Origin of the sequence: Larkinella fluvii, assembly GCF_051857545.1 — a bacterium.
In the GTDB taxonomy this organism is placed as follows: Bacteria; Bacteroidota; Bacteroidia; order Cytophagales; family Spirosomataceae; genus Larkinella.
In genome coordinates, this window is record NZ_JBPZHB010000006.1 from 46,676 (window position 1) to 67,889 (window position 21,214).

At 53.7% G+C, this 21,214-nt stretch carries 12 protein-coding genes; 3 read left to right on the top strand and 9 right to left on the bottom strand.

Going from position 1 to position 21,214, the window contains the following annotated elements; translation table 11 throughout:
- Window positions 1-207: 207 nt before the first annotated feature.
- A complete protein-coding gene (locus tag ACS5NO_RS16455; protein WP_439416185.1) occupies window positions 208-3,276 on the bottom strand; it encodes an efflux RND transporter permease subunit in 3,069 nt (1,022 codons plus the stop codon).
- 326 nt (window positions 3,277-3,602) lie between these two features.
- A complete protein-coding gene (locus ACS5NO_RS16460; RefSeq protein WP_439416186.1) occupies window positions 3,603-4,697 on the bottom strand; it encodes an efflux RND transporter periplasmic adaptor subunit in 1,095 nt (364 codons plus the stop codon).
- 201 nt (window positions 4,698-4,898) lie between these two features.
- Here ACS5NO_RS16460 and ACS5NO_RS16465 point away from each other — a divergent pair, with 201 nt between their 5' ends.
- Window positions 4,899-5,231: an ArsR/SmtB family transcription factor gene (locus tag ACS5NO_RS16465; RefSeq protein ID WP_439416187.1), complete on the top strand. Its 333-nt coding sequence runs from the start codon at window positions 4,899-4,901 to the stop codon at window positions 5,229-5,231.
- Between the two features lie 54 nt (window positions 5,232-5,285).
- Here the strand turns inward: ACS5NO_RS16465 and ACS5NO_RS16470 are convergent, their stop codons facing one another.
- Window positions 5,286-8,669: a putative Ig domain-containing protein gene (locus tag ACS5NO_RS16470; RefSeq protein WP_439416188.1), complete on the bottom strand. Its 3,384-nt coding sequence runs from the start codon at window positions 8,667-8,669 to the stop codon at window positions 5,286-5,288.
- Between the two features lie 322 nt (window positions 8,670-8,991).
- Here ACS5NO_RS16470 and ACS5NO_RS16475 point away from each other — a divergent pair, with 322 nt between their 5' ends.
- Window positions 8,992-9,402 (top strand): c-type cytochrome, encoded by a 411-nt coding sequence (locus tag ACS5NO_RS16475; protein ID WP_439416189.1) that lies wholly within the window; start codon window positions 8,992-8,994, stop codon window positions 9,400-9,402.
- Window positions 9,403-9,405: 3 nt separating this feature from the next.
- On the opposite strand, the gene ACS5NO_RS16480 is transcribed toward ACS5NO_RS16475, so the two are convergent.
- The 5 genes from ACS5NO_RS16480 to ACS5NO_RS16500 form a co-directional block, all read right to left on the bottom strand.
- A complete protein-coding gene (locus ACS5NO_RS16480; RefSeq protein ID WP_439416190.1) occupies window positions 9,406-10,533 on the bottom strand; it encodes a formylglycine-generating enzyme family protein in 1,128 nt (375 codons plus the stop codon).
- Window positions 10,499-12,064 (bottom strand): sulfatase family protein, encoded by a 1,566-nt coding sequence (locus ACS5NO_RS16485; RefSeq protein WP_439416191.1) that lies wholly within the window; start codon window positions 12,062-12,064, stop codon window positions 10,499-10,501. The genes ACS5NO_RS16480 and ACS5NO_RS16485 overlap by 35 nt, the downstream gene beginning before the upstream one ends.
- 108 nt (window positions 12,065-12,172) lie before the next feature.
- Window positions 12,173-13,720: a sulfatase gene (locus ACS5NO_RS16490; protein WP_439416192.1), complete on the bottom strand. Its 1,548-nt coding sequence runs from the start codon at window positions 13,718-13,720 to the stop codon at window positions 12,173-12,175.
- A gap of 277 nt (window positions 13,721-13,997) precedes the next feature.
- Complete coding sequence (locus ACS5NO_RS16495; RefSeq protein WP_439416193.1) at window positions 13,998-15,419, bottom strand: RagB/SusD family nutrient uptake outer membrane protein; 1,422 nt, start codon at window positions 15,417-15,419, stop codon at window positions 13,998-14,000.
- A gap of 12 nt (window positions 15,420-15,431) precedes the next feature.
- A complete protein-coding gene (locus ACS5NO_RS16500; RefSeq protein WP_439416194.1) occupies window positions 15,432-18,446 on the bottom strand; it encodes a SusC/RagA family TonB-linked outer membrane protein in 3,015 nt (1,004 codons plus the stop codon).
- Between the two features lie 693 nt (window positions 18,447-19,139).
- Between ACS5NO_RS16500 and ACS5NO_RS16505 the strand changes: the two genes are divergently transcribed.
- Entirely contained in the window at window positions 19,140-20,567 is a 1,428-nt protein-coding gene (locus tag ACS5NO_RS16505) for a phytoene desaturase family protein (RefSeq protein ID WP_439416195.1), read from the top strand.
- A gap of 9 nt (window positions 20,568-20,576) precedes the next feature.
- Here the strand turns inward: ACS5NO_RS16505 and ACS5NO_RS16510 are convergent, their stop codons facing one another.
- Window positions 20,577-20,948: a hypothetical protein gene (locus ACS5NO_RS16510; RefSeq protein ID WP_150878416.1), complete on the bottom strand. Its 372-nt coding sequence runs from the start codon at window positions 20,946-20,948 to the stop codon at window positions 20,577-20,579.
- Window positions 20,949-21,214 lie beyond the last annotated feature (266 nt).

The window sequence follows — 21,214 nt, forward strand, 5'->3', positions numbered from 1 at the left end:
TTATCCCGTAGGGATTCAACAGCGCAGCGTCGGTAGGTAAAGGTGTCCCTCCGTGCCAGCGTGCCGTCAGGTATGCGACGGGTTATGTACCTTACGGCACATGGGTTTAAGAAGACGACTCTTTGGTGCTACCGACGCTGCGCTGTTGAATTCCTACGGAATGAATCGTATACCGTTTTACGAAAGCTGTCAGATGTACGAAAACCGTCAGACCAGTTCCAGCACTTCTTCTTTTTTCGTCTTCGGAACGCGGGAAAAATAGGAATACACGGCGGGGATGATGTAGAGCGTCAATAAACCGGCGAACAGCAGACCGCCGACGATGACGGTTCCGAGGGAATTACGGCTGTTTTCGGTGAGCGCAATGGGGATCGCGCCAAAAATCATCGCCAGACTGGTCATCAGAATCGGGCGGAACCGCGAAGCTGCGGCCACTTTGGCGGCTTCCAGCGTACTCAGTCCCTGCTCCTTGCTGTGGTTGGCGAACTCGACAATCAGAATCCCGTTTTTGGTAATCAAACCGATCAGCGTGATGATCCCGATCTGGCTGAAAATATTCAGCGTTTGGCCGAAAAGCCAGAGGCTGAGCAGCGCACCGGTCATCGCCATCGGCACCGTCAGCAGAATGATAAATGGATCGACCAGGCTTTCGAACTGAGCGGCCAGAATCAAATAAATCAGTACCAGCGCGAAAATGAACGCATACAACAGGCTCGACGAACTCTCCGAAAAATCCCGGGACTCACCGGCCAGCGATGTTTTGATGGTGGGTGGCAGGACTTTTTTGGCAATGCGATTCATCTCTTCAACGCCGTCGCCAATGGTTTTTCCCGGTGCCAGACCGCCCGAAACCGTCGCCGAAATGGCCTGATCGTAGCGGTAAATGGCCGCCGGACTGATGCTTTCCCGGAACGAAACGAGGTTTTCCAGCGAAACCATGTCACCGGTTCGGGTGCGGACAAACATCGCTTTCAGGTCATAAGGCGTATCGCGTTCCTGACGTTGCAGTTGCCCGATGACTTCGTATTGCCGGTCGTTGTAAATGAAATAGCCGTAGCGTTGGCCACTCAGCGCCAGTTGCAAACCGCGCGCAATTTCGACCACGGAAATCCCCAATTCGGCGGCTTTATCCCGGTCAATTTTCAGCACCAGTTCCGGCTTATTCACTTTCAAATCCGAATCGACAAACCGCAACACCTCGCTTTTTCGGGCTTCGGCCAGAAACTTGGGAAGCACCTCGGTGATGGCCGCCAGACTTTGAGCCTGCAACACATATTGAACGGGTTGCGCCTGACCAAACCGGCTCCCGATGGTGGGCGGCTGAACCGGAAAGACCAGTACCCCCCTGAAATTCTGTGCATTCCGGGCGTAAATCTGAAAGACGTCGGCCTGGGATGTCGTTCGTTGGTCCGCTTTTTTCAGAAAGGTATTCTGAATCGCGAGGTTGACCGGAGCCGGTGGGCCAAACGTCAACGCCAGAATGGAGTACGTCTGGAACAAACCGGGTGTGGAATCGACCGAAAATTTGGCAATCTCGCTCATGTATTTTTCGGTGTATTCATACGACGAGCCTTCCGGTGCCAAAACCGCCAGACTGATCTGGGAGCGGTCTTCCAGGGGCGCGAGTTCCGACGGGAGTTGTTTGCCAATGACGTAAATCAGGACAAATGTGGCCGCCAGCGCGACGAAAGCCGTCCAGCGAAACCGTAGAAACCACGCCAGCGATTTCTCGTAACCCCGGTTCAGAGCGACAAAATACGGTTCGGTTTTGCGGTATAGCCAGTTCGGTTTTTCCTGTCGTTTCAGCAAATACGCACTCATCATGGGCGACAGCGTCAGGGCCACGAAAGCCGACACCAGCACCGAACCGGCCACAACGATGGCAAATTCCTGGAAGAGCTTGCCGGTAATTCCCGGTAAAAAGAGGATCGGCAGAAAAACCGCTGCCAGCGTAATGGTAGTCGAAATAACGGCAAAATAGATTTCGGACGACCCTTGGAGAGCCGCCTGAATCGGGCTCATGCCTTCTTCGACTTTGGCGTAAATGTTTTCCAGCACCACAATCGCGTCATCGACCACGAGGCCAATCGCCAGCACCAACGCCAACAGCGTCAGGATGTTGATGGAATAACCGACCGCGTACATGATGAAAAAAGCCGAGATGATGGAAACCGGGATGGCCACCACCGGAATGATGGTGGAACGCCAGTCGCGGAGGAAAATGAACAGAATCAGAATCACCAGGCCAAAGGCAATGAACAGGGTTTCTTCCACTTCGGCAATGGAATCGCGAATGGGTTCGGTAAAATCTTTGCCAATCGTCAGTTCGTAATCCGCCGGAATTTCCTTGCGCAGTTCTTTCAATCGCCGGTAAAATTCATCGGCAATGGCGACGGCATTGGCGCCCCGCTGCGGTTCTACAAACACCCCGATCGTCGGGGAATTTCCTTTCAGGCTGTTCTGGATGGCGGTCCGCTCGTTTTCGGCACCCAATTCGGCAAACCCGATGTCTTTAAACCGAATGATGGTGCTGCCTTCCTGTCGGATAATCATGTTGTTAAAATCCGCTTCCTGCGTCAGTCGGCCCAACGTCCGAACCGTCAGTTCGTTCTGGTCCCCTTCGACCCGGCCCGACGGCAAATCGACGTTTTCCTTGCGCAACGCTTGCTCAATATCCGAGGGCGTCAGTTGGTAAGCCGCCAGTTTAGAGGGGTCGATGCGCAGCCGCATGGCGTACTTTTTCTCACCGGCAATCCCCACGCGTTTCACACCGGGAATGGTTTGCATCCGTTCTTTGATCACCGTTGAAGCAATATTGCTCACTTCCAGAATGCTCCGGGTTTTGCTTTCCACGGCCATAAAGATCACAATATCACCGGCATTGGCTTTTTCCACGATGGGCGCATCCACGTCGCCGGGCAACAACCGCCGGGCTTTGGTCACTTTGTCACGCACATCATTGGCGGCCGCTTCCAGATCAGCATCCAGGTTAAACTCGACGGTAATGACGCTGGCGGCTTCCCGCGAAACGGACGAAATGGTGCGAATGCCGTTGGCTTCCCCAATGGATTCTTCCAGCGGTTTCGTAATCTGGTAGGCAATGACGTCGGGGCTGGCACCCGGATAGGTGGTCGTGACGGTCACAATGGGCGAATCCGTGACCGGGTATTCGCGGATTCCGAGGTATGAAAATCCGACAATTCCGAACAGAATAATCAATACGGACAGCACACCGGCCAGCACGGGCCGCTGAATACTAATTCCTGATAAACTCATGGTTGGTTGTATTAAAATCTCTTATTCGAAATGAACAAGCAGAATGGGATGTAACGATTATTGGTATACGCAGAAAAGTAGAAATGTTGGTTTTACCCCGGAGGGGTAGCATGTCAATAGCAAAACCATCCGCAAAATTTACCTAAGCTCCGGAGGAGCGTCCTTTTCTGGCGCAATCAGGCCGCCCCGCCAGGGCTTGAATGCACTGGCTGCTTGGAAAGCTATTTACAGGACGCCCCTCTGGGGCTTGCATTCGGCTAACGAACAGATTTACTAGTAACATTCGGCTCCTCCGGAGCCGAATTGACGGAATTTCATTGATGCTATTAACGCAAACTGGCGGCTCTGACGGCAACGCCTGGTTCCAGACGCAGCAGGTTGGTGGTCAAAACCGTATCACCCAACGACAATCCTTCCAGAATCTGAACGGTTCCTTTGGTCCGGTTGCCGGTTTTCAGTTCCCGCTGGTCGGCTTTGCCGTTTTTGAGCGCAAACAGCGAGTAGCCTTTGGCACTGGGAATCAGGGCCTGCGTCGGAATCAGAATACCGTCGTTGGTCGTGTGAAGTGTGAAGGCGATTTTGGCCGACGAACCCGGGATGAGCTTGCCGCCCTTGTTGGCACTGATGGCTTTCACCAGCAAACTCCGCGTGTTCAGATCCGTTTTGGGTTCGGTGGCGACGACTTTTCCGTGGAAAGGCTGGCTGCTGTTTTCGGTCGTAAACTGAATTGGCTGGCCAATCCGGACGGCAGAAGCGTATTTTTCGGGAATGGTGAACGCCACTTCGACCTGACTCACATCGTTGAGCGACGTTAAAACCGTCGAGGGCGTCACATACGCGCCGACATCGACTTTGTTCAGACCCAGTTTGCCGGAAAACGGTGCGCGGATTTCGGTTTTAGCCAGATCGACGTCCACCATCGCCATTTCGGCCTGCAAAACATTCAGGTTCGTCAAAATCTGGTCGTATTCCTGCTGATTGACGGCTTCGGTGGCCAGCAACTCGCGAAACCGTTTTTCATCGATGCGGGCCAGTTTTTCCTGAAGCGCGATTTTTTTCTTTTTTGCCAGCAAATCCGCATCGTCCAGTTTAAAAAGGAGCATGCCCTGCTGAACAAAACTGCCTTCGCGGACATACATTCGCGTGAGTTTGCGGGCCACTTCGCTCACCAGATCGACTTCCTGGTTGGCCGCGATGGTACCGGTAGTTTGCAGGTCGTCCGTCACGAGTTCCGGTTTTACCACGAAAATATCCGCCGTAATCCGTGGGTCATTAGCCAAAGCCGAACTAACGGCCTGTTTTTTGATCGGTTCGGCTTTATTCGAGAACAGTTTTGGCGTAAACACAAAAAAGGCCACCGTCAGGACAATGATCCCGATCATGAGTGACGTTGTGCGGATGGTTGATTGTTGAGATTCCATAGAGGTTTTCCTTATCGTTCTAATGTTTTATAACTATCGAACTTTATTGTTTTATGGATGTCGAACAACGTGGCTAACGAAATCGGTTCCATGATTCTGAAAAAGAATTGAATTTTTTATCCGTCCTTCGTCGTTGTACTATCAATTCATGTAGCTACTCCTTTTTTGCAGCAGCTACCGGCAAGAAATGGAAAGACTTAAATGAAACCCTATCAACATCCTACCTTCGACCAGATCACGCTAACGGGCCTGTTGCACGCGCTCAGCGATCCCGTCCGCCTGAACTTTGTCCAGTGTTTGGCAACCCGGATGTGCGAGCAACCCTGCGGAGCGATTCCCACGCCGGTGGCCAAATCCACCATGTCGCACCACCTGCGGGTCCTGCGCGAAGCGGGCATCGTTCGCATCCGGACGGAAGGCACCCAAAGCCTGACCTCACTGCGGCTGGCTGAAATTGAAGCTAAATTTCCGGGGGTTTTGGAAGCGGTTTTGAAAGCAGCCGATGCTGAAAAACCGTTGGAAGAGCATCCATAAAAAAAACCGGTCTGCGAGCAGACCGGTTTTTTTATGGTATCAATTCGCATTCCCTTACCGGCTTATCAGCAGACGCTTGGTCAGGTTTTGCTGGTTTGTTTTCAACTGAATCAGATACAGTGTCGTTCCTGATGAACGCAGATCGACGGCTTCGCGCTCGATTTGACCCGTGCCCGTCACCGACTTCTGCCAGACGGTTCGACCCATCGGATCTACAATCTGCAAATCCGCCCGCTGGTCGGAAATAACCCGGTATCGGATTTCGACCAGGCCCGGACTAGGGTTAGGGCTCACGCTTAGCTCCAGACTTGTTTCGGCACTTTCAACCCCTTGCCGACCTCCGTTGGGGCAGGTGAGGGTTTTGGGCGACCACTTCAACGTAAAATTGCTTCCCGGCACCCGACCACTGATGACGTGGGATTGGCCATCTTTCAGCGAAACCGGTACGTCGAAGCTGTAGCCATGTACTCCGTTGCCTTTGCCGGCATTCAGCAAATCCTGGCGGAAAATGTTGGCGTCTGCGCGACCGATCACCGTCGTCCCGTCCAGGAACTCTACGGTAATGGGCATGTTTGGTCGGTTACGGTCCCAGATCCAACCCCGAATGCCGCTACAACTGACCACATCCAGATAGCCTTCATAGTTGCCCGCGCCACTGCCTCCGCTGGTCGGCGGAGGATCGACCGGGCCACTCCCACCGGCGTTGACCGTCAGCGTAACGGTAGTTGATACGGCATCACTCTTGCTGTCGGTCGCCGAATACGTCAAACTGAACGTCCCCTGACTGGTTGTCGTGCCACTGATCACCCGCGAACCGCTGTTGAAACCCAGTCCGGCGGGCAATCCCGTCAGCGCATACGTCAGCGGGTCCTGGTTGGCATCGGTAAATGCGGGTAAGGCTGCGGAAATGTACGCCGTATTGGCCGTGGCAGTCAGCGCCGAAACCGCCGGAGCCACCGGGGGCTGATTTGCGGGGGGAACGCTGGTTCCTGCACAGTTGATGGTTTTGGGAGCCCACTTTAAGACAAACGTAGAGCCCTGCACCCGCGCCCAGATACGATGGTTTTGTCCATCTTTTAGTCCGGCAGGAATGGGAAAGTCATACCAGTGTTCCCCGTTGCCCTTGCCCGCATCTTTCAAATGCTGCCGGAAGTCGCTGGCCAGGATGGAGCCGATCAGGGTGCCGTCGGCAATGGAAGGACCGTCGAAGAATTCCACCGTAAATGTGTTGTTGGGCTTGTTGCGGTCATACACCCAGCCCGAAAGCGTGCTGCAACTGACTTCCTGCGTCAGATACCCGTCGAAGTTGCCCGTCACAACGGGTGTTGTTCCGCCGACTACCGTCAGCGTAATCGTCAGGCGGGTTTGCCCATTTCCATCACTGGCTGCGTAAACCAGCGGAAAGCTCCCCTGCTGCGTCGGTGTTCCTGATAAAGTCCGGTTGCCCGCATCGAAGGACAGACCCGATGGCAGTCCCGACAGTGTGTACGTCAGCGGGTTGTTCTCCGGATCCGTGAAAACGGGCAGAGCCGCCGGAGCATACACCACGTTGGCCGTTGCGGTCAATGAAAAAACCGGGGGTGCCACCGGCGGCTGATTGATGGGTTGGGCCGCAGGATTGACCACCAGCGAAAAAACCGTACTGCTTTTTCCTCCCGCCTGATCGGTGGCCGAGTAGGTCAGTTCAAACGTACCGGTCGTGGTCGGTGTTCCGGATATTACCCGCGTACCGCTGTCAAAATTCAGTCCGGCGGGCAATCCCGTCAGCGCATACGTCAGGGGTGTGTTTTCCGGATCGGTGAACACCGCCAGCGGATTCGTGATGAACCCGGCCCCTTCGGTGGCCGCCAAGGCGGAGACCGAAGGCGGAATAGGGAGCTGATTTGCGGGGGGGACGCTGGTTCCTGCACAGTTGATGGTTTTGGGAGCCCACTTCAAGACAAACGTAGAGCCCTGCACCCGCGCCCAGATGCGGTGGTTTTGTCCATCTTTTAGTCCGGCAGGAATGGGAAAGTCATACCAGTGTTCCCCGTTGCCCTTGCCCGCATCTTTCAAATGCTGCCGGAAGTCGCTGGCCAGGATGGAACCGATCAGCGCGCCCTCGGCAATGGAAGGGCCGTCGAAGAATTCCACCGTAAACGTGTTGTTGGGCTTGTTGCGGTCATACACCCAGCCCGAAAGCGTGTTGCAACTGACTTCCTGCGTCAGATACCCGTCGAAATTGCCCGTCACGGGCGGATTTTCCGTTGGGATTTCTTCAACCGGTTGCGCCGTAGAAAGAGCTGGCAACACATACGGAGTCGAATTCGAGAAAAAGGCATCACTCAGGGCATTCGACCAGTATTGGGCGGCTTTTGCGGCCCCCGCTAACGTCAGGTGAACCCCATCGGCCCGGTCGTTGGACGTCAGCAGATCATAGTCAGGCCCGGGGAAACAATTTGGCGTTTGAATCATTCGTTCCTGCGCGCGTCGAATCACAGGACGTGTTTTGTAGGGCGTTTGCCGATTGACTACCACGGCCAGCGACGGAAAACCAATATCGGAACGGGCCTGATTGACCCAGGTCTGGTAGAATTGCAACACCTGATCTTCATTGGTATTGCTCCAGTCGTTTTGTCCCTGGTCGGAGAGAATGCCGCGAATACCGGTTTGGCTGCAATAGACCTGCAGCGTATTTTTGACATTGATATACGGCATTCGGATGGAGGAGTTGATAAAAGGATGTTCAAATGACTGACCAAGAGCAGATTTCGCCCAGTGCTCCAGGCTGGTTCCCCCATAGGCCGCATTGAAAAGCAGAACCGGAACATTCAGACGCTGCGTCAGTGCCTGCCCCATTTTGGCCCAGAAATAAGTGCCGTGCGCGAACGGCGCAGGCGTTACCCCTGATTCGTAGTGGCCAAAACTCCGGGGAAGGTAGACGGGATTGGCGGTACTTTCGTAGGACGAATAGGCGGAGGTTTCCGGAAAAACCGGCACTGTATTGACCCGATCGTCGTCGCTGCCGGCCAGGTTGTTCTCCTGTCCCTGGGCAACAGAATGACCGGCCACCACAAACACCTCGCCGACGCCGACCCGTTCGATGCTGGCAGTGCCGACCGGTGTGCTGCCGGCCATGGCGCGCACCTCCAGCGTATACCATCCCCCGGCGGCTGGCAAACTCCCCTGAAACTGCCCGTCCTGGGCGCTGGTCGCAATGGTAAACCAGCCGGTCGTCTGGCCTTGCCCATTCCGGGCGACGGCTCTGGCATCGATCCGCGTGGTGTTGGCAGGCCAGTTGCCGCGGATCGGAATAGCCGCCTTGTTGCTCTGATTACGCTGGTAAATGATTCGGTTGAGGGGAGAAGTCAGGCTGAGCTGGGCCCAGGCTTGCAGATGAAAAAGCAAGAGTGCCGACACGAAAGCCAGCCTCTTCAGGTGGTAAAATGTTGAATGCATAAAAATTACGTTGAGTAGGTAAAATCGAACTCACCAGTAGCCTTTGCGGCCCTGATCCCGACCAATTACGGGTAGTCGGAGGCAATAATTGAGCCATTCCTTTTTTTACTTGTATTTAAAACAGCCAGGGAGCTTTCTGAATGGGTAGTATGCCCATAAAGTACAGAGAGAGAGTGCGATAGGACGGAGCGTAGAACCCGCCTTCGGTTTTAGAGAAAAGGGGATCCGTGAACTTGCAACCGGATTATCCCGTTAACCAGTTCGAATCCGGAGTAATAACAACTAAAAATTTCCTTTACAGAATTTCGACCTTTTCAACATGATGAAACCCCTGCTTCTGCTGTTTTCAGGCCTTGTTTTTTGTTCCGCTATGCTGCCTGATCCGGAAAATGAGCTGGAAAAAAGTATAGCGCGGGGCAAAACGCTCTATGCCGGGAATTGTATCAATTGCCATATGGCCAAAGGCGAGGGCGTGGTCGAGACGTTTCCGCCCCTGGCGAAATCCGATTACGTACTCAAAACGCCCTTAAAAGCCATTCAGGCCATCAAATTTGGCTTGCAGGGACCGATTCAGGTGAACGGGGTTACGTACGACAATATGATGCCGGAACCCGGTCTGGATGAGCAGGAAGTGGCCGATGTGATGAATTACATCCTGAATTCGTGGGGGAATTCGTCCGACAAAAAACTGATTACGGCGCAGATGGTCAAAGAGGTAAAACCGGCGGAATAAGGGTTATTTTTGATCCCGCACACACCGAAAGCCTAGGTTGTCGCTCCCGCTGCTCACTTCGCCCTTGCCCCGGCTCCCGGCTTTGTAGCGGATGCAATACTGATCGCTGCACAGGAACGAACCGCCCCGCTGCACGTATTTGACCGCACCGGGTTCGTCGGGATCGTAGCTGTCGGCTGGGCCTTTGGGGTTTTCTTTCGGACTATTCCGGTAATAATCAGGGCGGTACAAATCCTGACACCACTCCCAGACGTTACCGTCCATGTCATACAACCCGTACGGATTCGGCGGAAACGTCTGAACCGGCGCAATCCCGGCAAAACCGTCTTCCGTCGTGTTCTGGTTCGGAAAATTGCCTTGGTAAATATTGGCCACCCATTTGCCCGCCGGTTTCAGTTCTTCGCCCCAGTAGTATTTTCGGTTGCCTTTACCGCCCTGCGCGGCAAATTCCCACTCGGCTTCGGTCGGCAGTCGTTTTCCGGCCCATTTCGCGTAGGCAGCCGCATCTTCGTAGCAAACGTGCACCACCGGCTGGTTTTCGCGCCCTTTCAAATCACTCTGCGGTCCGGCCGGTTTTTTCCAACTGGCTCCGGCTACATACTGCCACCAGACCAGCGGATTTTCGAGTGACACCGCCTGATTCGGAGGTGTAAAAACCGCCGAACCCGGCACCAGTTTATCCGCCGGAACACCGGGGTAATCCTTCGGATTCAACGGTCGTTCAGCTACGGTTACGTACTTGGTCGCTTCCACAAACCGGGCAAATTCGGCATTGGTGACCTCGTGCTTGTCCATCCAGAACCCGTTGACTTTGACGGTATGGAGCGGACGCGAATCGGGAAATTCATCGGAACCCATCTGAAACGATCCGCCGGGAATCAACACCATGTCATCCGTGCCGTTTTGGCCCGACGCCGTTACGGAAACCGCCTGCCGAACAGCCGCCGACCGCGACGGCATTCCCTTCGCCACGCAGTGTGCAGCACTGTCGAGTTTTGCGGCTTCTTCAGCCGATTGATTCTGCGACTGGCAACCCACCAGTCCGGTCAGAAAAATGCCACAAAATAAGATCGTTAAATAGCCCCAATACCTCCTGTCAGATCCCACTTTCCACAATTTTGAGTGCTTCATCATCCTTGTATTTCCGGATTTGGTCTTTGAGTCTCGCTTTCAGGTCAGCAGTAATCGCTTCATACCCTTTAACGCCGTAGACATTCCGAAGTTCCTGCGGATCTTTTTTCAGATCAAACAGTTCCCAGTAGTCTTTCGGCCCGTAAAAACGAACCAGTTTGTATTGTTCACCCCGCAATCCGATGTGTGGATACACGTGATGCGGCTGCGGATATTCGTAGTAATGGTAATACGCATCCTTGCGCCAGGACACTTTTTTGCCCGTCAGCAACGGCAGAAATGACTCGCCCTGGATTTCTTTCGGGATGGCGGTTCCGGTCAAATTCAGCACGGTTGGGGCCCAGTCGATATTGGAAACGAGCTGGTTGACCTGCGTTCCCGGTTTGATCACGCCCGGATACCGAATCACAAACGGCGTTTTCAGCGATTGTTCGTAGATAAACCGCTTGTCGAACCAGCCGTGTTCGCCCAGGTAAAAACCCTGATCGGAGGCATAAATGACGACGGTATTTTTCGCCAGACCCGATTGATCCAGGTAATTCAGCAGCTCACCGATGTTGCGATCCAGCGAGTTGGCCGTAGCCAGATAATCCCGCAGATACCGCTGGAATTTCCACTCGGCCAGGGCTTTCCCGCTCAGCTTTTTCTCGTCAAATTCCTTACTGACTTTGTTCTCGTAATAGTCGTAAAATGCTTTTTTCTCGGCGGGCGAAAACCGGTTATAAATCCCGCTTTTCTCGTAGTCCGCGTGCACTTTCAGGTCTTCCTTCAACCGCATCGTTTTGTCGATGGTCATGTCCTGGTTCTTGGCGGCTTCCCGACCTTCGTAGTTGTCATAAAACGTCGCGGGAAGTGGAAAATTCACGTTGTCATACGCCCCCAGATCCTGCAAATCGGGCAACCATTCGCGGTGTGTTGCCTTGTGGCCCACCACCATAAAAAACGGTTTCGACTTGTCCCGTTGGTTGAGCCAATCCAGCGAAAGTTTCGTCACGACGTTGGTCACATAGCCCGGATACCGGGTTGTATCGCCGTTGGAGTTGATGAACGTTGGGCCGTAATAATGCCCCTGCCCCGGCAGCACGTTCAGGTAATTGAACCCGTGGGGCAAACTGCCCAAGTGCATTTTTCCGATCCAGGCAGTTTGGTAGCCGTTTTTCTGCAACTCTTCCGGGAAAACCGGCTGATTGATTTCAAACTTCCGCTCGTTGACCTTATAGCCGTTGAGGTGGCTGTATTTCCCGGTCAGAAGCGTGGCCCGGCTGGGGCCGCAAATGGAATTGGTGACGACATTGTTGTACAGAATCGCTCCTTCTTTCGCAATCCGGTCGATGTTGGGCGTTTTGGTCAACTTGCTGCCGTACGCGCTGATGGCCTGGTAGGCGTGGTCGTCGGAAAAAATAAAAATCACATTAGGCCGGGTTGCCTGAACGGTTTCCGGTTCCTTCGGCGAATACCCCGGAATCACCACCAACACGGCCGCCAGCGCCGAAATTACTACAAGGACTCCTACTCCAATTTTTAGATTCATTACCGTTCAGGATTTACGTCTAATAATTCTGTTGCACTTACGAATTGCCCCATTCCCCTAAAGGACGGGGCAAAAAGCGTCCGGTAATTACTGTAAACCGAAAACCGTTCACTGAATTACCTCTTCCGGCCACGCCACCGCTTTACCGGTTTTTTTGAACGTCGGCATCTGCGCGTTCCAGGCTTTCAACTGCTTAGTAAGCAACAAAGCGAGCTGTTTTACTTTATCGGGATGCGCTGTCGCCAAATTTTGTTGTTCGCCAATATCGCTTTTCAGGTTATACAATTCCAGAGCCGCGCTCCGGTGGTCATACACCAGTTTCCAGTCGCCCTGTCGAATCCCGCTCGCCCAGTGCAGCATTGGCCCTTCGGCCGGAATCCAGCGGTTGGGGTGGTGCCAGACGAGCGCCCGCGTCGTATCTTTCAGCGCCGGACTTTTCAGCAATGGCAGAAACGACCGGCCATCGACCTGTTGCACAACCGTCGGTTTTTTCACCCCCGCTATCTCCAGAATGGTCGGAAAGAAGTCTTCAACAATGACATACTGCTCCGTCACCCCACCCGGTTTAACCACACCCGGCCAACGCACCAGCATCGGCTCGCGAATCCCGCCCTCGTAGACCGACCCTTTTCCGGCCCGCAACGGCAGGTTGTGCGTGTGTTCCTGACCACCCCGCAACGGCGTGGTACTCAACCCACCATTGTCGGACATGAAAATCACCACGGTATTGTCCGCAATTTTGCGTTCGTCCAGAAAATCCAGCAGGTCGCCCAGGCTTTTGTCCATGCCTTCCACCAACGACGCATACTTGGCTTCAGTGCTGTCCAAACCGGTTTTCAGGTACTTGTCAATAAACCGCTTGTCGGCCATAATCGGTGTATGAACGGCATAGTGACTGAAATAGAGAAAGAACGGCTGTTTTTTCCGAATCGGCACCTCCACGGCTTTCAGGGCTTCAAGCGTGAGTGCTTCGCTCAAAAAAACGTCTTTGCCATGATAAGCTTCCAGTCCCGGAACGGCGTTGCGGCTGGGTTTTCCATTGTTGGGCCGGTCGTAATTATCGGTTCCTAAATAGCTGGCCGGATGTCCGATTTCATTCCCGGCGATGTTTACCTGAAACCCCAGATTTTTGGGGTCTGATCCCGGCGTCCCGGCCGAGCCGAAGTGTGCTTTTCCGGTGTGAATCGTGTAATACCCGTTCTGACTCAGCAACGTTGGCAAGGGCGTCGCGTGAAACGTGTGTTCAATTCCGGCGACCGGACTCAAGCCGTTGTAATTCCAGTCAACGGGATTCAGCGTGGTATCTGGGTAATCAGTGTTTTTATCTTTATTGGGTGAGGTCCAGTGCGTAATCCGGCTGTGGGCCGCATTGACGCCACTCAGCAGACTCGTGCGGGTGGGCGTACAAACCGGCATGGCGTAGGCGTTCGTAAACTTCAGGCCTTCCCGCGCCAGCCGCTCCATGTTGGGCGTTCGATACCGCCGGTTCAGCTCCGTCACCTGTTTCCAGAACGGCACCGACGTATCCTGCCAGCCCATGTCATCGACCAGAAAAACCACGATGTTGGGCGGTGTCGGTTTTTGGGCGAACGTACCGCTGATTGCCAGTACTATCAAGCCAATTATCAACCCGGTTTTTTTCAAAAATTTGTCCATCTCTACAAGGTTTTAAGCCTCTATTTACCACGTCCAAAAAGCCCAACGGGCTGACATCATTAGCCCCGGGTAACACCCGGGGTTTGCGAGGAGTGCCCGGATGAACCTCACGCCCCCCGGTTGAACATCGCCATTCCCGGTTGAACCCCACGATCCCCCGGCAATCCTCACCATTCCCGGTTGAACCTCACGATCCACCGGCAATCCCGCGCCCCCGGGTTATACCCGGGGCTAGTGATAGTAGCCTTTCAGGCTGTTTGGTTGGTTGTATGTCATCTCATTTGTACCCTTCATTCTGTTTCAGGCTCGGATTCCGGTCGATTTCGCTTTGCGGCAACGGAAACAGAACCTGGTATTCGAAAGCCACTTTTCCGCGAGCTTTGGCGTATTCGATGAATTTGCCGTGCCGGATCAGGTCCTGCCGACGGAGTTCTTCCGAGAAAAATTCCCAGCCGCGTTCTTTCAGCAAATGCGCCCGTAATGCGTCTTTGGACGCAAAATCGCCAAGTTTCAACAACGCAACGCCCGCTTTCGTCCGCACCTGGTTGATCAGGTCGATGGCTTCCGGCGTCGGACCACTCAGTTCATTGAGGGCTTCGGCGCGGCTGAGCAGGATGTCGGCGTAGCGATACACCGGAAAATCGTTGCCCATCACTTCGCCGGTCGCGCTCAGGTCTTCCTTGAACTTAAAACTACGAACATCATCGGTTCCGAGCTTGATAATTTTTCCGTTGACATCCTCATACTCCGTAATGATGGCCTGCCGCCGTTGATCAGCCGGGTCGAAGGTGTTGTAAAAAGCCGTCAACGTTTTCAATTGCGTCGCATAATTGGTTTTGGGCGCAGTTTTGAATTTGTAATTCGGCGGGGCTGCGTGCGGCAGGTAATTATCACCCAGACCCGGCTGGGCCAGATTAGGCCGAATGTAGATAAACTCGCTGTTTTTTTCGTTGGGAATGTCAAACAGATTGGTCCGATTCGTCGAGTTAAATAACTGATACACATTCAAATCGATTACTTTCCTGGCGGTTTCGGCGGTTTCCTGCCATTTCTTATTGTTCAGATGAAATCGGGTCAGCAAAGCCAGCGCGGCCCCTTTCGTAGCCCGTCCGTATTGGGTCGAAACCGCTGGCAACACGTCTGCAACGGCTTTAAATTCGGTTTCGACGAAGGCGATAAACTCTTCTTTGGTGGCGCGACTGGGCCGGTCGTCGCTGCTGATGGTGCTGCTCGTGATCAGCGGAACCGGCCCGAACAATTCGTACAGGGTCTGGTAGGCACTGGCCCGTAAAAACCGGGCTTCAGCCAGAATCTGAGCCTTGCGGGTTTCGTTCATCGAAATGGCCGGGACCTGATCCAGAATCAGATTCGTACGATAAATGGTCCGGTAATGCAGGGTCCAGGCGGTTTCGAAAAACTCGTGCGACGCGTTCCAGGTAAAATCTTCCAGCGGTTGCGCCAGGCTCCGCAAACCGCCTTCCCGGTCAATCAGCAAGTCGGTATTGACCTCGGCCATCAACAGATAATTCCGAAAACCCCGGCGCTGTTCCACCGCATACGCCGAGTTCAGCAAGCCTTCGGCATCGTCGGCTTTCTGGAAAAAGTTATTGGGTCCAAACGCGGAATAGACTTCTTCCTCCAGCGGATCAGCGCACCCGGTCAACAAACTGACAATGAGCAAATAGAATATCTTTTTCATAAAAAATGTCAGTTAAAAATTAAGATTTAGACCCACGGTATACGTCCGCGTCAGCGGGTACGAATTGTAGTCCGCCCGGACGTTCGATGTGCCGAACGCGCTCACTTCGGGGTCAGAACCGGTGTAGTTTGTGATGGTAAACAGGTTCTGGCCGGTTACGTAAAGCTGGGCGCTCCGGATGAAATTCAGTTTCGCCAGCGGCAGATTATACGCCAACTGAATGGTTTTCAGACGAATGAACGAGGCATCTTCGACGGCGCGGCTGTTGATGTTGGTCGCATACGCCACTTTCGGCGCAATTCCAGACGGGTTGGAATTGGTCGGATTCGTGGGCGTCCAGCGGTCGGTGTAGGATTCGGCCAGCCGGTTTCGCCGGAATGAGATCGGGTTTTCGGACTCGGTGCGGTTCAGGTTGAAAACGCTGCTGCCCTGAACGCCCTGCAAAAAGAACGAGAACGTCAGCGGACCGTAGGCGAAGTCGTTGTTGATTCCGAACGTGTAGCTCGGAAACGGTGAGCCCAGAATCGTGCGATCGGCGGTCGTAATCTGTCCGTCGCCGTTGACGTCGCGGTAGCGATAATCGCCGGGGCTGGCCAGCGGCTGCGGAGACGATTTGATGTTGTCGCCCAGTTGGTAAACCCCGTCGATGACGTAGCCGAAAAACGAGTTCAGCGGTTCGCCTTTTTTAATGATACTGAAGTCTTTGGAAAACCCGGCTTCGCCTTGCAGGATGTACGGAAGTCCCGCCAGATCAGTCACTTCATTGCGAATCAGCGAGAAATTGACCGACGACCGCCAGGTGAACGGTTTCTGAATGTTAACCGTGCTCAGCGTGATTTCAAGCCCCTGGTTTTTCATGCCGCCCACGTTTTTGAAGGTGGTCGAAAAACCGGTCGTGCGCGGAACAGGAAGCTGCAAAAGGAGATCTTTGGTGTTTTTATTGAAATAGTCGATCGAACCCGTCAGGCGGTTTCCAAAGAAGCCGAAGTCAAGACCGATGTCGAGCTGGCCCGTGGTTTCCCATTTCAGATTGGCATTGGGCAATTGGGTCGTCGAAACCCCCACGTACGAAACACCGTCGAAAATGGCGTTCCCCTGCGGCCCCAGCAACACGAGGGACTTGTAACTGCCGATGTCCTGATTGCCCGTCAATCCGTAGCTTCCGCGCAGTTTCAGATCCGACAGAACCGCCACACGTTTCAGGAAATCCTCTTCCTTGATCCGCCAGCCGAGCGCAACCGAGGGGAAAAAACCAAATTTGTTGTTTTCGCCAAACCGGGAAGAACCGTCGGCCCGGAACGAAGCCGTCAGCAAATATTTATCCAGCAAATTGTAGTTGACCCGACCCAGATACGACTGAAGCTGGTTCTGATTCCGGCCCGAAGCCACATCGAAGGTCGAGCGGGCACCAGCGGCTAAGTTATTGAACAGCAACGCATCCGACGAGAAATTCTGCGCCCCCGCCCCGATGTAATTGTTCTCAAACTGCTGGTAGGTATACCCGCCCAGAACCTCTACTTTGTGAATGTCGCTGAATGTTTTGCTATACCGCGCTGTCAGTTCGAGCAGGTAATTGCTGGCGCTGCTGGATTGCGCATCGGCAATCCCGTTGGTGGCCTGGCCGCGCCGGGTCTGGCGCGAAAGGTAGCTGTCGCGACGGGCGGTTTGACGATCCGTTCCGGCATTGACTTTCACCGATAGTTCGGGCAAAATGAAGTATTCGGCAAAAATATTTCCGAACGTGCGGTTCGTTTCGGCCACATCCGTCACTTCGTTGGCCAGTGCCACCGGGTTTTCGAGGTTCACGATCAGCGTCTGGGCATAATTGCCATTCGCGTCTCTGATCGGCAGGGTCGGGTCCTGAAAAATAGCGGTATTGACCACCCCGGCTCCTTCGTTGATGCTGACGCCGTTCGGTACAAAATCGTCTTTTACCAGACTCGAATTCAGATTCAGCCCAAACTTGAACCGATCGTCGTTGTAGGTCAGATTGGCCCGGCCAATGTATTTTTTAATCCCCGAACTGATGATGACGCCCTTCTGATCGTAGTAATTGACCGACGCGTAGTAGTTGAATTTATCCTGCCCGCCCGAAAAGGCCAACTGGTGGTTGCGCGTGTAGCCCGGCCGGTAAATTTCCTTCTGCCAGTTGGTTCCGTTACCAATGGCCGCAATTTGTTCACTCGTAAATTCCGGCGCCAGTCCCTGGTCCTTTTTCAGATCGTTCAGCAAACTGATGTACTGCTGCGTGCTCAGCATCGGAATCGTTTTGGTCACGTTCTGAAAAGCGGTGTAGGCATTGTAATTGACCTTCAGCTTTCCTTTTGTCCCTTTTTTGGTCGTCACCAGAATGACGCCGTTGGCACCCCGCGAGCCGTAAATGGCCGTGGCCGACGCATCTTTCAGAATCTCGATCGATTCGATATCCGCCGGATTGAGCGCATTGAGCGGGTTGCGCACCGCACCGTCCGTAATAACCGGCGAATTAGGCACTACCGGCGAATTGTCGATGGGCAACCCGTCGATCACATACAGCGGCTCGTTGTTGGCGTTGATGGAGTTGGCCCCCCGGATGCGGATGGTGACGCCCCCACCGGGTTCGGCGCTGGCCTGCGTAATCTGCACCCCGGCGGCCCGCCCGGCAATCAACTGATCCACTGACGTTTGCACGCCTTTGTTGAATTCTTTTGAATCCAGCGAACTCACGGCTCCGGTCAAATCGCTCTTTTTCTGCGTGCCGTAGCCGACTACGATGACTTCATTCAACTGCCGGTTGTCTACCACCAGTTTCACGTCCAATTGGCTTTTGCCGTTGACCGGCACTTCCTGGCGAATAAAACCGACGCCCGAAAACACCAGCACCGCATTCGGAGACGCCTGAATCTGGAAGTTCCCGGCGGCATCGGTTACAGTGCCCTGGGTCGTGTTTTTGATGAGTACATTGATTCCCGGAATACCCTGGCGGTCGTCTTCAGAAATAACCTGCCCTTTAACCGGACCTTGCGAATACCCAACCAGTGTGGTCAAAAGTAGAAAAATCGAAAAGATCCACCTGGATAGAATCCTCTCATAATCAAACACATAAAAATATCTCATGGTGACTGATTGGTAAACGGGTAAAACAAAATTTAACTATTAATTCTATAGAATTAATATAATAATAAAAGCTAGTTCAGAACTCGCCGGGTTAAACCAGGAGGATGCTGACTAATGATGAAAAAGATGAAATGAACTAGAGAAGATTACAGACAGCAACAACAGCAGGAAGAAAAGGCTGTTGGCAAACAGGACAAGCAACACCCTTCAGACAGCGTACGTGTCGGGTGAGAATGTTTGTTCAGGTGGCTAAACGATTTCATGGTGACAGTCCAATGAAAGGAGTCGAATTTTATTCTTCTTGTTCTATTCATTTAATAGAGTACCAAAGAAAGGGTTTATCAAAATTAAAATCAAAGCAAAACCGCACACAAATTCGATAAATTAAAGACATTGTTTAATTCGTACAATTATATCCCCTACAGATACCGGTTCTCATTTGAACCCTATCACGGCCTGGGAGGTTAAACCCAACGGGCAGGTGTTGTTCCGGCCAGAAGTTTAAATGGTTACGCAGAGTTGAGCGGAGGAGATCAGAGTTAATCAGAGAAAAAGAAAGAAAAAAACTCTGATTAACTCTGATCTCCTCCGCTCAACTCTGCGTAATAACCCTTTTTTCACGCCATGCATAAAACTGATTTTGACGCCATCGTCGTGGGTTCCGGTCCGAATGGGCTGGCAGCCGCCATCACCTTGCAACAGGCCGGGCTTTCGGTGCTGGTGCTGGAAGGCAAGCCCGAAATCGGGGGCGGACTGCGTTCGGCGGAACTGACGCTGCCCGGTTTTATCCACGATACCTGCTCGGCCATTCACCCGCTGGCGATCAACTCGCCGTTTTTCCGGACGCTGCCCCTCGACGCTTTTGGCCTGGAATACATCGAGCCGCCCATTGCCGCAGCCCATCCGTTCGACGATGGCAAGGCGGCCATCTTGACCCGATCGTTGGACGAAACCGCCCGTTCGCTGGGGCCAGACGAAAAAACGTATCGCAACCTGTTCAAACCGCTAATCGACCAGTGGCCCCGCATCGACTTCGACGTGCTGGGTCCCTTGACCTTTCCCAAACACCCGCTGGATTTTGCCCAATTTGGTCTGAAAGCCCTGCCGCCGGTAACCTGGCTGGCGAAATTGTTCAAGACCCCACAGGCCAAAGGGTTGCTGGCGGGCATGGCCGCTCATTCCATTCAGCCCCTGTCTAATTTCACGACCTCGGCCATTGCTCTCGTGTTGATGACGGCGGCTCACGTGCGGGGCTGGCCGTTACCCAAAGGCGGTTCTCAGCAGATTGCCAGGGCACTAGCTGCTTACTTCACTTCGTTAGGCGGCAAAATCGAAACGAAATTTTACGTTTCTTCGCTGGCGCAACTGCCCTCTTCGAAGGCGGTTTTGTTCGACATCACGCCCAAACAGCTCCTGCAAATTGCCGGACACCGGTTTTCGGCACTCTATCGCTGGCAACTGAACCGATACCGCTACGGCATGGGTGTTTTCAAGGTCGACTGGGCGCTGGACGGCCCGATTCCGTTTACGGCGGAAAGCTGTCGGCAGGCGGGTACAGTTCACCTGGGCAATACGCTGGAAGAAATCGCCGACTCGGAATTGCGGGCTTCGAAGGGCCAGCATCCCGAAAAACCGTATGTTCTGCTCGCCCAACAAAGTCTGTTCGATGCGACGCGGGCTCCGGCGGGGAAGCACACCGCCTGGGCCTATTGCCACATTCCCAACGGCTCGACGGTGGATATGACCAAGGCCATCGAAAACCAGATCGAACGGTTTGCACCCGGTTTCCGCGACCGGGTTCTGGCCCGACACACGATGAATCCGGCCCAGATGGAAGCGCACAATCCCAACTACATCGGGGGCGACATCAACGGCGGCATCATCGACATCGGCCAGCTTTTCACCCGGCCCGCACTGCGCTGGTCGCCCTACCGAACCTCCGCAAAAGGGCTGTACATCTGCTCGTCGTCTACCCCACCGGGGGGCGGTGTGCACGGCATGTGCGGGCATCATGCCGCGCTGAGAGCCTTGAAGGATGTTTTTACCCCGTAATTCCTGCGACTAGTCGGCTATTCCATTCTGCGGTTTGTAGTTCCGGTTCACGAAAGCCGGTTTTGAAGGGATCGCAATGGCCGTATCGCCCAAACCACCCCGGCGCTGGTGTTCCCGGTAGCCGGTAATCTCCTGCGCCTTGCGGTTCCGAATCCGGAATTCAACGCCCGCTTCCGGCTCCCACTGACGGGCAGCGGTTATCTTATTCGGATGTTTATAAGCAGCCGTCGAATACGTCAGATCATTTTTCAATCGATTCTGCGCAGCCACCTCAGTCACCTCATTGGGAGCGACGGATTTGGAGAGGTCAGCCTGGGCGGAAGGAACGCTCATCAGCGTCAGGGAAGAAGCAACGAACAGGGAGTGGAGGATCGTTTTCATGGCGTAGGAAGTTTGGTTTGGTTGTCCGTTTTGGATGCATGAAAGGTCCGCTTTTGGACAAAAAAACGCTGTCACAAATGAGTCAATCCCTGCTACTTTTGAGAAAAGACGGGGATCTCCTGTAAACCCTGGCGGGTTACGGGATGGCTTCGCCCAAATGGTATCCTGCCTGAAAGAAAGTATCAGAATTGCACCTAAAAGTAAGAGAATAGCCAACCGGCAGCAGTTACTTTTGTACATATCAGTGATCCTACGGGCATAAATCA